Genomic DNA, 11,284 nt, shown 5'->3' on the forward strand with positions numbered 1-11,284 from the left:
TGCGGTTCAGATAACGGATCGGCTGCCAGTCCATGTCGGCGAAGGCGCCGTTGATCCGTCCCGCCAGAGCGTCCAGCCGCGAACGAATGTCCTGATAGCTGTCCACGTCGTCGCGCGAGATCGGCGTGACCTGCAACAGGAAGACCTCGCCCCGCATCGAGGCGTTGTCGTGCAGGAACTGTTCGTAACCCAGCAGCCGCTCTTCCAGCCCCTTGGAATAGTCCAGCCGGTCCACCCCCACGATCATCGAGCGGAAGGCCGACGACGCCGCCATTCGATCATAGGTTCGCGCCCCAAGCGCCGAGTTTCGCGCCGCCAGGAAACCGTCCACATCAATGCCGATCGGGAAGACGCCGGTCTGGACCTTGCGACCGAAACACTCCAGCCCGCCGGTCCCGTCCAACTCGCCCTGGGCCTCGGACACCACATAGTCGGTGAACAGATCGCTCCACTCCTGGGTGTGGAAACCGATCAGGTCGAAGTCGAACATCGATTCCACCAGCCGCCGGTGATGCGGCAGGGTCACCAGCAACTGCCGTGCCGGCCAGGGCGTATGCAGGAAGAAGCCGATCCGGTTGCGCACACCCAGGCGGCGCAGATCCCGCGCCATCGGGATCATGTGATAATCGTGGATCCAGATCATGTCGTCGGGCTGTATCAACGGGGCCAGCGCCTCGGCGAACCGCCGGTTCACCCGCTCATAGCCCTCGCCATAGGAACGCTCGTACTGGGCCAGGTCGATGCGGTGGTGGAATAGCGGCCACAACGTCTTGTTGGCGTAGCCGTTGTAGTATTCGTCGACGTCCTGCCCCTCCAGATCGACGAGCCCTACGGTGACGCCGGCCCGGTCCTCGATCTTCACCTCGCCGGTGTAGTGGTCCACCCGCTCGCCCGACCAACCGAACCACAGGCCGTCGTATTTTCTAAGGGCGGCGGACAGGGCCATCGCCAAGCCGCCGGCGGACCCGGCGGCGGGGTCGGTCGGGGCCGAAACCCGGTTCGAAACAACGATCAGGCGGCTCATGACTTCACTTCACACGGCGACCCCAGCCCCGGGGTCCAGACATTAACGCACATCGGTCCAGGAACGGCTCAACAGCACGGCGCAATTGATGATGCCGACCAGGGAATAGGTCTGCGGATAGTTGCCCCACAGCTCGCCATCGTCGATCGAGATATCCTCGCTCAGCAGACCTGCGGCCGTCCGCCGGCTCAGCATTTCTTGGAAGATGGTGCGCGCTTCCTCGATGCGGCCGTTCTGGTGCAGGGCCTCGATGAACCAGAAGGTGCAGAAGTTGAAGGCGGTCTCCGGCTCGCCGAAGTCGTCCGGCTCCACATAGCGGAACAGGTGGCTGCCCTTCTTCAGATCGCGCTCGATGGCGTCGAAGGTGGCGACCTGACGCGGATCGTGCGCCTCCAGGAAACCCAGATCGGTCATCTGCAGCAGGGAGGCGTCCAACTCGCGGCCGCCGAAGCTGGCGGCGAATCGACGCTCATCAGGCAGATAGGCCTCGGCTTCGATCCGCTGACGGATGATCTGCGCCCGCTCACGCCAGAAGGCGGCACGATCCGGCAGGTTCAAATGTTCGGCCGCCTTGGCCAGACGGTCGCAGGCGGCCCAGCACATGACGGATGAATATGTGTGGACCCGCGCAATGGTGCGGAACTCCCACAGGCCCGCGTCGGTCTGATCGTGCATGGCGAAGGCGCGCTCGCCGATCGTCTCCAGCGCGTGGAAATCCTCCAGCGTACCCGGACGCAGGAGCCGTGCGTCATAGAAGGCCTGAACCAGAGGCAGCACGATCTGTCCGTAGACGTCGTGTTGCAGATGTTCGTGCGCCTGATTGCCGATCCGCACCGGCTTCATGCCGCGGTAGCCCTCGACGCTGTCGATGATGCTCTCGCCGATTCCAGGCTCCAGGCCCACGCCATAGACCGGCTGGACATGGCCGCCGGCGGAATCGTCGACCAGATTCCTCAGATAGACGAGGTAGTTCTCGAGGATGTCGACCGCACCCAACCGGTTCAGCGCCCGCACCGTGTAATATGCGTCGCGGATCCAGCAGTAGCGATAGTCCCAGTTGCGCCCACTCTCCTTGAACTCGGGCACCGACGTCGTCATGGCGGCGACGATGGCGCCGGTCTCTTCATAGGCGCATAGCTTCAGCGTGATGGCCGCGCGGATCACCGCTTCCTGATAGTCGAGCGGCAGATAGAGTTTGCGCACCCAGTCCTGCCAATAGGCGACCGTGCGATCGAGTGCGCCCTGAACGCCGTGGCCGACATCCTGGTCATAGCCCTCGTCCGGGCCCAGGAAGAAGGCGTGCGACCGCTCCAGCCGGAACACGCGCTCCTCCAGTACATGCGACACGGGACAGTCGGTCGTCAGGCGGAAGGTGACGTCGGCGCACATATAGCGGATGTGGTTGGATCCGGAGGTGTGCGGCGCCGGCCGCGCGCCCCAGTCTGTCGAGGGTCGCAACCGCACACGGATGCGCGGCGTGCCCGACAGCGGCCGCACAATGCGCGCAAAGGCCAGCGGACGATAGGTGCGAGAATGTTTCGGATGACGCGGGGCGAAATCGATGATCTCGGCTGACGATCCGTCCTCGGCCGTCATCACCGTGCGCAAAACCGGCGTGTTGCGGACATAGGCCTGATCGATCGACTTCACGTCCTCCATCTCGATGGCCCAGAAGCCGTGCTCGGGCGCCATGCCATCCATCAGGGCGGAAAAGACCGGGTCGCCGTCCACCCGCGGCGCGCAGGCCCAGACGAAGCGGCCCTGGCGGTCGATCAGGGCGCTGACGCCGCAGTTGCCGATGGGAAACAGATCCAGATTGGGCTTCATCGGTTCAGGCCTTCGCTACGGCTTCAAGCCAGGTGAGCACAGCATCCACATCGGCCAGTCGGTAACGGGCCGCCGTCTCGCGCTCGGGGCCGACCAACACGCCGTATCCGCCCAGCGCCGCCGCAGCCTCGAACCCATACTCGTCGGTCAGATCGTCGCCCAGCATGACCGGGACCGCGCCCTTGAACGGGGCCTCCTGCATGAAGGCCGTGACGGCCGTGCCCTTGTCGGCGCCAGGCGTCTTCAGCTCCAGCACCATATGACCGGGTTGGAGCGTCAGTCCCGTTTCGGCCTGAAGCTCGGCCGCCAGACCCTTGGCGGCGCCGGCTTCATTCGGCGCCTGACGATAGTGCAGACCGACGGAGACGCCTTTGTCCTCGACGATCACGCCGGGGCGATCGGCGGCGAATTCCTCGAACGCATCCAGCGCTTGGGCGACGCCGGCGTCGGGCGTCTTGCGTTCAATGGAGCCGTCCTTCAGCCGCCGCTCCAGCCCATGCACGCCCGAGCCCGAGACAAGGGCATGATCGGAAATGCGGTCGATCTCGGCGAGGGTGCGGCCGCTGACGATGGCGACGCGACCCGCAAGCCGCGCCTCGACCGCCTTCAGCGCCGCCGTACGACGCGCGGTCGGCACGACGGCGTCGGGCGTCGGGGCCATCGGCGCCAGCACGCCGTCCATGTCCAGGAACAGAGCAATCCCGTCGGCGACGACGGGCGGTGTCGGGAGCAATAGCGAGGCGGCTCCGGCATGAGACGGCATTTACGATCAAACTCTTTGTTTTAGTTCCCCGGTCGGCGTAACGCGCCAGAGCGGCAAAGGTTGACCAGAAACCGACAAAGTCGTCTGAAAGGGAGGCGGCGCGCGAAACGCAATCACGGCGGATCGCGCTCGTCAAAGAAGGAGAGCCCGGCTGCGGGCCAGAACACTATGACCGAGATCGCTCACTCGACCCCCGACGACATCGCCGTGATGACCGACCGCGCCCGTGAGGTCATGCGTCTGAACATCGAAGCGCTGGAGGCGCTGGAACGCTCGATCGACGTGTCGATGGCGCGCGCGGTCGATGTCATCATGAGCCGGCCGGGCTATGTCGTCGTCACCGGCATGGGCAAGTCGGGCCATATCGGCGGCAAGATCGCCGCCACCCTAGCCTCGACCGGCACCAACGCCTTTTTCGTCCACCCCGCCGAGATGAGCCACGGCGACTTGGGAATGCTGCGTCCCGACGTGACAGTGCTGGCCATCTCCAACTCGGGCGAAAGCCGCGAGCTGCGCGATCCACTGATCTATTGCCAACGCAACGGCATTCCCGTGATCGCCATCACGCAGCGGCCGGCTAGCTTCCTAGGTCGAAACGCGGCTGTCTGCCTGACCATGCCGAAGGTGGCCGAGGCCTGCCCCAACGGCTTGGCGCCCACCACCTCGACCCTGATGACCCTGGCTCTGGGCGATGCCTTGGCCATGGTGCTGATGGATCGCCGCGAGTTCACGGCCATGGACTTCGGCCTGCACCACCCCGGCGGCGCCCTGGGTATGAGCCTGCAAAGCGTGCGCGAATGGATGGGCGACAACGCCGCCGTCCCGGCCAGCGTACCATTGAACGCCAGCTTCGGCGACGTGGTCTCCGCGATCACCGAAGGCCGAAAGGGCGCGGTGGCCGTGCTGGACGCCGATGGCGCGCTGGCTGGCATCGTCACCGACGGCGACCTGCGCCGGGCCTTCCAGCGCGACACCACCCATCTGACGGCGGCTGATATCATGGGCGCAAATCCCATCACCGTGGACCCGGATGCGCGTATGAGCGACGTCGTGGATCTGTTGACCGCCAACAAGATCGCCAATCTGTTCGTGGTCGAGGACGGCAAACCCACGGCCATCGTCCATATCGCCGAACTGATGCAGGCCGGCTACGTCGCCTAGGATGCGCATTCTCTATGACGCCAGCCGGCTGATGAGCCGGGCCGAACGGTCGGCGCCGACTGGCGTGGACCGAGTCTGTCTGGCCTATGCCGAATGGCTGCTGGCCTCGCCCGATGTCACGACCATCCCGGTGCGTGGCCGCAAGAACCGACTGGTCGCCGTCGAGATCGGCTGGTTCCGGCGGTTCGTGGCCGACCTGCGCGCCAAATGGAACGGCGCCGCCAGCACAGCGGCCGATCTGGCGCACGAGCAGCGGCTGCTCGCCGCCCTGACGGCGGAACGACGGCCGACCGCCTCGGTGCTGTGCCCGGCCCCCGCGCCCGAGAAGGAGAAGCCCGCCGACAAGACGCGGGTATTCAAACAGTTCTTCCGTTCGCGCCACGTCGCCCTGCTGCCGCAGGCCGACCTGTATCTGACCGTCGGCCACACCACCCTGCACGAGCCGACGGCGCTCGAAGATCTGAAGGCCGCGGGGATCGAACGCGTTGTCCTGCTGCACGATCTGATTCCGGTCACTCACCCTGAATTCTGTCGGCCCGGCGACGGAGACAAACACCATGCGCGGGTCTCAAACACCCTGCGTCTGGCCAGCCGGATCATCGTGAACTCCGCCTACACTGGCGATGAACTCCGCGCCTTCGCCGAGCGCGAGGGCCTGCCTCTGCCGCCGGTCCACGTCGCCCATCTGGGCCTCGAGCCGACCTTCGTCGCCGGCGACGCGATTGAGGCGCCGCGCCCCTATTTCGTCCACGTCGGCACGATTGAGGCGCGCAAGAATTTGGCCTTGCTCTTGACCCTCTGGCGGCGACTCGAAGAACGGATGGGCGATCAGACGCCGTCCTTGGTGCTGGTCGGTCGCTACGGCTGGGAAAACGAGGCGGTGCTGGATCATTTGCAGCGCTCGCCCAATCTGCAAGGGGTCGTTCACCAGGCGGCGAATCTCTCCGACGCTGTCTTGGCCAGGCTGATGCGCGGGGCCCGCGCCGTACTCGCCCCGTCCTCCGTCGAGGGCTTCGACCTTCCCGCCGTAGAGGCCTGCGCCATGGGTCTGTCGCTGATCGCCTCCGACATTCCGCCCCACCGCGAGTTGACGCCGAACGCCGAACTGATCGATCCGCTTGACGGCCTAGGTTGGCTGGCCGCCATCGAGCGCGCGACCAAGGCGGCGCCGATACCCTCGCCCTCCTACAGGGCGCCGTCTTGGACAGAGCATTTCCGCAGCATCGCCGACGCCATCGGACTTCAAACCGTTTCGCCACTGGCGAGCGCGCCCAAAGGCTTGTAATCAATCCGCGAACAAGGGCTATCCAGCTTCATGACGCGCACCATCCTGCCGCTTGCCATTGTCGCCATTCTCGGCGGCTGCTCCACCCTGCCTCGCGACGGGCCCTCAGGAGCCTCGGTCAACGCCGGGGCTACGACCGCCTCGGCTCTGGGCAGCTATGCGCTGGTGCCGTTGACCTTCGAAGCCACCGAACGCATGAAGCAGGTTCCGCCGCAGTTCTTCGGTAGTCTCGCCGCAGGATCGAGCGATCAGCCGGCAGACGTGATTGGCGAGGGCGACACTCTAGCGATCTCGATCTTCGATCCGTCCGGTTCGCTATTCGGGGGAGCGTTGGGGTCCGGTTCGTCGTCCAGCCGCTCGACCACGACCCTGTCCGGCGGCAATCAGGCGCTGCCGGGCTCGACGGTCGATCGGTCGGGCTCAGTGACTATTCCTTTCGGCGGACAGGTACGTGTTCAGGGCCTGACATCCACCCAAGCGGCGGCGGCGATCCGGCGCGCCCTGGTTGGCAAGGTCGCCAATCCGCAGGTGCTGGTATCCATCGCCGGCAACGCGTCCAACACGGTCAATGTGCTGGGAGACGTGCGCCAGCCGGGCCGCGCGCCCCTGGGGGTCAACAGCGACCGCATCCTGGACGTGATCGCTGCGGCCGGCGGCTCAGCTCGCACCACCGACGACCTGACCATCTCGATCCAGCGCGAGGGCCGCACCTACACCGCGCCCCTGTCGGCGGTGACAACCGAGTTCGGCGAGAACGTGCGTCTTCAGCGCGGCGACGTGGTCAATGTTCAGTACAAGCCCCGTCGTTTCTCGACCTTCGGCGGCCTGAACGCCGTGGCCCAGGTCGATATGCCGGCCGGTCCCGTGACCTTGACAGGCGCCTTGTCCAAGGTCGGCGGTCTGAACACCAATACGGCCAATGCGCGTCGCGTCCTGATCTTCCGCTTCGAACGTCCTGAGGTGGCCCAGGCGCTGGGCATCAATCAGCCCGCCACGCCGCGCGGTGTGCCGGTCGTCTATGAGTTGGACTTCAGCGACGCCGCCAATGTCTTCGCCGCCACCAACATGGAGGTCATGCCCGAGGACGTGATCTATGTGCCCCTGGCCGGCGCCGCGGAGATGCGCAAGTTCTTCGAGGTCGTTCAAAGCCTGACCCGCGTCGTCTATGATGTGTCGGTGACCAGCACGCTCAACAACAACTGACGTCATGGCCAGACGGCGGGCGCTGCTTTCGGGACTGTTTTCACGCAAGTCGCCGGCTGCGCCCGCCGAGGACACGATGAACCCGTTCGAGCGGCCGACCAGGTTGGAGCCGGAAGAAACCGACGCCCTGAGCCTGGCCTTGGCCGAAATCGAGGCCGGGGCACTGGAGATTTATGCCCAGGCCGGCCTTCCCACCCAGCCGGGCCATTATCGTCGCGATCCCGACACGGCGGACTGGATTTTCATGGCCCGTCAGATCGAGCCGTCCGAACGCTTCGCCCTGGCCCTGCGCTATCCGCCCGAACAGGGATGGCGTTTCGCGCGCCTCGAGGATTTGGGCGCGCGGTCGGACCGCGAGGATGTTCAGGCCGCTGCGCGTCTGATGGCCGATGTCGCGACCTTGCGGGCGTCTCGGCGCACCGTCCTCACCCAGGAACATCTGCTGACCGCCATGGAGTTAGGCACCGCTTGGCGCGCCTTGCGCGATGCGCAGGCTTTTCGCACTTCCCGTCTGACCCTGTCCGTCCCAGAGCCCGCCCGTCCCAAGGCGCTGAAGGACGACAAGCCGTCAAGGCCGCGCTAGAGAGCCCGCCTCCCCGAACAGCAGGCTCCTTCCATGTCCGACGCCCCCGAATATCCGCCCGAAGATCAGCCCGTCGGTCGTATCATCGCCATGCCCGCCGACACCAACCCCGAGGGCGACATCTTCGGCGGCTGGCTGCTGGCGCAGATGGACCTTGCGGGCGCGACCCCGGCGTTCGAACTGGCCTGCGGGCGCTGCGCCACCGTGGCGCTGGACGGCATGGTCTTTCACCAACCCGTCTCGGTCGGCGACGAGGTCAGCATCTACGCCCACGTCATCGGCTCGGGCCGCACCTCCATCCGCGTCCAGGTCGAGGCGTGGAAGCGGGCGCGGGGCCAGCCCCAGGCCGCTTCGGTGCGCGTAACCCAGGGCGTCTTCACCTATGTCGCCATCGATGAGAACCGCAAACCTCGCGCTCTGCCCGGCAAGGCGTAGAGCGCGGCAAGGGGCGCAAATCTTGACCTATCGCCGGGGCGGGCCTACGTCCCGGCCATGGCCATTCGACGCATCCTCACCATCGACAACGCCGCCGACCTGGCGATCCTGAAGCAGGTGTCCAAGCCCGTCGCGGCCGTGGACGACGCTGTCCGCGCCCTGATGGATGACATGCTGGAGACGATGTATGACGCGCCGGGCATCGGCCTGGCCGCCGTGCAGATCGGCGCCCTGGACCGCGTGATCGTCATGGACCTGGGCGACAAGGACGGCGTGTTCTGCGAGACCGAGGAAGAGGAAGCCGAGAACGCCGAGGCGCGCAAGAATCCGCGTTTCTTCGCCAACCCGGAAATCCTGTGGACCTCGGACGAGCTCTACACCTACGAAGAGGGCTGCCTGTCGATCCCCGAGTATTTCGACAAGGTGGAACGCCCGGCCCGCGTCCGCATTCGCTATCTGAACCGTGACGGTCAGTCGGTGGAGGAAGAGGCCGAGGGCCTCTACGCCGTCTGCATCCAGCACGAGATGGACCACCTTAACGGCGTGCTCTTCATCGACCATCTGTCGCGTCTCAAGCGGGACCGCGCCGTGACCAAGGTCAAGAAGGCCGCCCGCGACAGGATCGCCGCCTGATGACCAAGATCGTCCGCCCCGAACGTATCGAACGCGCTGCGCGCCGGATCGCCCCGTCCATCCCGCGCGGCCGCTCGCTGATCATCGACGCCTCGGGCCGTCGTCGCCTGACGCGCAGCCAGAAGGTCGGCGTCGCCGGCGTCGCCACCTTGGCCGGCGTGGCCCTGCTGGGCGTGGTGGCGGGCCTTCTGCTGGACCGCCTGCTCGATTTCGACGACGCCCTGGACGCGGGCGGCGAATGGGACGAGGGCGGCGGCGTCTTCACCCGCTGGCAGTAAGCCGCCTAAAGTTCTAAAGGCGTGCCCATGCGCCTTGCCTTCATGGGAACTCCCGACTTCGCCGTGCCGTCCCTGGCCGAGCTGATCGCCTCGGGTCACGAGATCGTCGCCGTCTATTCGCAGCCGCCACGCCCCAAGGGCCGGGGCCAGAAGCTGACGCCGTCGCCCATCCACGCCTTCGCCGAGACCATGGGTCTGCCCGTCTTCACGCCAGAAAGCCTGAAGGACGCCGAGGCGATCGACACTTTCAGAAGTCTGGATCTCGATGCGGCCTGCGTCGTGGCCTACGGCCAGATCCTGAAGACCGAGGTGCTGGAGGCGCCACGTCTGGGCTGTCTGAACCTGCATGGCTCCCTGCTGCCGCGCTGGCGCGGGGCCGCCCCGATCCAGCGGGCCATCATGGCCGGCGACAAACAGACCGGCGTCCAGATCATGCAGATGAGCCTGGGTCTTGACGAAGGCCCCATCCTGCTCAGCGAACGGATGGACATTCTGCCCGACGACACGGCCGCCAGCCTGTCCGAACGGATGGCCCATGTCGGCGCGGGCCTGTGGCCCCGCGCGCTGGCCGCCATCGACCGGGGCGGGGTCACGCCGTCCGAGCAGGTCGGAGCGCCGACCTACGCCAAGAAGATCACCCCGGCCGAGGCCCGGATCGACTGGACCCGCCCCGCCGCCGAGGTGGACGCCCATATCCGAGGCCTGTCGCCCTTCCCCGGCGCCTGGTTCGAGGCCCCGTCCGAGGCTGGACCCGTGCGGATCAAGGCGCTGCTGTCGGGCTTGGCGGACGGATCGGGCGCACCCGGAACCGTGCTGGACGACGCCCTGACCGTGGCCTGCGGCGACGGCGCCGTGCGTCTGATCCGCGTTCAGCGCGAAGGCAAGGCGGCGCAATCGGCCGAGGAGATGCTGCGCGGCTTCCCCCTGCCGGTCGGGACCGTGCTCGGCTGATGCCGCGCTACAAGCTGACGATCGAATACGACGGTACGGCCTACAACGGCTTCCAGGCCCAGGATGGCCAGCCGACGGTTCAGGGCGCGCTGGAGGCGGCGATCCAAGCTTTTACCGGCGAACGAATCCGCATCGCCGCCGCCGGCCGCACCGATACCGGGGTCCATGCGACGGCCCAGGTCATTCATGCCGATCTGGAGCGCGACTGGCCGGTCGATACGGTGCTGAACGCCATGAACGCGCATCTGGTGCGACAGGACGTCTGCGTCCTGGCGGCCGAATATGCGCCCGATCCCGACTGGCACGCCCGCTTCTCCGCCACCGGCAGGGGCTATCTGTACCGCATCCTGAACCGCCGCCCCCAGCCGGTGCTGGAGCGCGACCGGGTCTGGCACGTCAAGAAGACGCTGGACGCCGGGGCCATGCATCACGCGGCGCAAGTCCTGGTCGGCCACCACGACTTCACCACCTTCCGCGATGTCGGCTGCCAGTCCAAATCGCCGGTCAAGTCGCTGGACGTGGCGCGCGTGTCCCGCTTGGGCGAAGAGGTGCATCTGGTGTTCCAGGCGCGCAGCTTCCTGCACCGCCAGGTCCGATCCATGGCCGGCACCCTGGTCGAGGTTGGGCTGGGTCGCTGGAGCGCCCACGACGTCAAGGCCGCGCTGGAGGCGAAGGACCGCGCACGGTGCGGCCCCGTCGCCCCGTCGGCCGGGCTCTATCTCAGCGGCGTGCGCTACGACTGAACCCGCCGGTCAGCCGCGCCGCTGCACCAGCACCTCGGCGATCTGGACCGCGTTCAAGGCCGCGCCCTTCCTCAGATTGTCGTTCGAGACGAACAGCGCCAGGCCGTGCTCGACGGTCGGATCGGGGCGCACGCGCCCGACGAACACCGGGTCCTGACCCGACGCCTCCAGCGGGTTCGGCACGGCCGTCACCACCACGCCGGGCGCCTGGGCCAAGAGGTCCAGCGCCTGAGCCGCCGACAGCGGGCGCTCGAACTCGACGTTGATCGAAAGCGAATGGCCGGTAAAGACCGGCACCCGCACGCAGGTGCCCGAGACCGGGAGGCCGGGGATATCCAGGATCTTGCGGCTCTCGTCGCGCAGCTTCAGCTCCTCGTCGGTATAGCCGTCCTCGCCCA

At 66.7% G+C, this 11,284-nt stretch carries 13 protein-coding genes; 9 read left to right on the forward strand and 4 right to left on the reverse strand.

Features of this window, described 5'->3' with window-relative positions; genetic code table 11:
• The 3 genes from RT123_RS14350 to otsB all read right to left on the reverse strand — a co-directional run.
• The coding region (locus RT123_RS14350) for a trehalose-6-phosphate synthase (RefSeq protein WP_313009834.1) at positions 1 to 1,024 on the reverse strand (1,024 nt) is incomplete at its 3' end.
• Between the two features lie 42 nt (positions 1,025 to 1,066).
• Positions 1,067 to 2,851, reverse strand: a complete 1,785-nt coding sequence (locus RT123_RS14355) for a glycoside hydrolase family 15 protein (RefSeq protein WP_313009836.1) — start codon at positions 2,849 to 2,851, stop codon at positions 1,067 to 1,069.
• 4 nt (positions 2,852 to 2,855) lie between these two features.
• Entirely contained in the window at positions 2,856 to 3,614 is a 759-nt protein-coding gene (gene otsB / locus RT123_RS14360) for a trehalose-phosphatase (protein WP_313009837.1), read from the reverse strand.
• A gap of 168 nt (positions 3,615 to 3,782) precedes the next feature.
• Between otsB and RT123_RS14365 the strand changes: the two genes are divergently transcribed.
• Genes RT123_RS14365 through truA form a run of 9 tightly spaced genes read left to right on the forward strand, consistent with a single transcriptional unit; the run spans position 3,783 to position 10,886 of the window.
• Complete coding sequence (locus tag RT123_RS14365; RefSeq protein WP_313009838.1) at positions 3,783 to 4,775, forward strand: KpsF/GutQ family sugar-phosphate isomerase; 993 nt, start codon at positions 3,783 to 3,785, stop codon at positions 4,773 to 4,775.
• A 1-nt stretch (position 4,776) separates the two neighbouring features.
• Complete coding sequence (locus tag RT123_RS14370) at positions 4,777 to 6,060, forward strand: glycosyltransferase family 1 protein (RefSeq protein ID WP_313009839.1); 1,284 nt, start codon at positions 4,777 to 4,779, stop codon at positions 6,058 to 6,060.
• Between the two features lie 30 nt (positions 6,061 to 6,090).
• Positions 6,091 to 7,263, forward strand: a complete 1,173-nt coding sequence (locus tag RT123_RS14375; protein WP_313009841.1) for a polysaccharide biosynthesis/export family protein — start codon at positions 6,091 to 6,093, stop codon at positions 7,261 to 7,263.
• 4 nt (positions 7,264 to 7,267) lie between these two features.
• Positions 7,268 to 7,846, forward strand: coding sequence for a hypothetical protein (locus RT123_RS14380; protein ID WP_313009842.1), 579 nt, complete (start codon positions 7,268 to 7,270; stop codon positions 7,844 to 7,846).
• 33 nt (positions 7,847 to 7,879) lie between these two features.
• The gene (locus RT123_RS14385) at positions 7,880 to 8,281 is read left to right on the forward strand and encodes an acyl-CoA thioesterase (protein ID WP_242077814.1); all 402 of its coding nucleotides are present in this window, start codon (positions 7,880 to 7,882) and stop codon (positions 8,279 to 8,281) included.
• 57 nt (positions 8,282 to 8,338) lie between these two features.
• Complete coding sequence (def, locus tag RT123_RS14390; protein ID WP_295195993.1) at positions 8,339 to 8,914, forward strand: peptide deformylase; 576 nt, start codon at positions 8,339 to 8,341, stop codon at positions 8,912 to 8,914.
• Positions 8,914 to 9,192, forward strand: coding sequence for a hypothetical protein (locus RT123_RS14395; RefSeq protein ID WP_017504962.1), 279 nt, complete (start codon positions 8,914 to 8,916; stop codon positions 9,190 to 9,192). Before def ends, RT123_RS14395 begins: the two co-directional genes overlap by 1 nt.
• A gap of 27 nt (positions 9,193 to 9,219) precedes the next feature.
• Entirely contained in the window at positions 9,220 to 10,143 is a 924-nt protein-coding gene (fmt, locus tag RT123_RS14400) for a methionyl-tRNA formyltransferase (protein ID WP_313009843.1), read from the forward strand.
• Positions 10,143 to 10,886 (forward strand): tRNA pseudouridine(38-40) synthase TruA, encoded by a 744-nt coding sequence (truA, locus tag RT123_RS14405; protein ID WP_313009844.1) that lies wholly within the window; start codon positions 10,143 to 10,145, stop codon positions 10,884 to 10,886. Before fmt ends, truA begins: the two co-directional genes overlap by 1 nt.
• A gap of 9 nt (positions 10,887 to 10,895) precedes the next feature.
• Here truA and RT123_RS14410 read toward each other — a convergent pair.
• Positions 10,896 to 11,284: Asd/ArgC dimerization domain-containing protein (locus RT123_RS14410; RefSeq protein WP_313009846.1), on the reverse strand; the 389-nt coding region annotated here is incomplete at its 5' end.

This window comes from Brevundimonas vesicularis, from assembly GCF_032067225.1.
In the GTDB taxonomy this organism is placed as follows: domain Bacteria; phylum Pseudomonadota; class Alphaproteobacteria; order Caulobacterales; family Caulobacteraceae; genus Brevundimonas; species Brevundimonas vesicularis_F.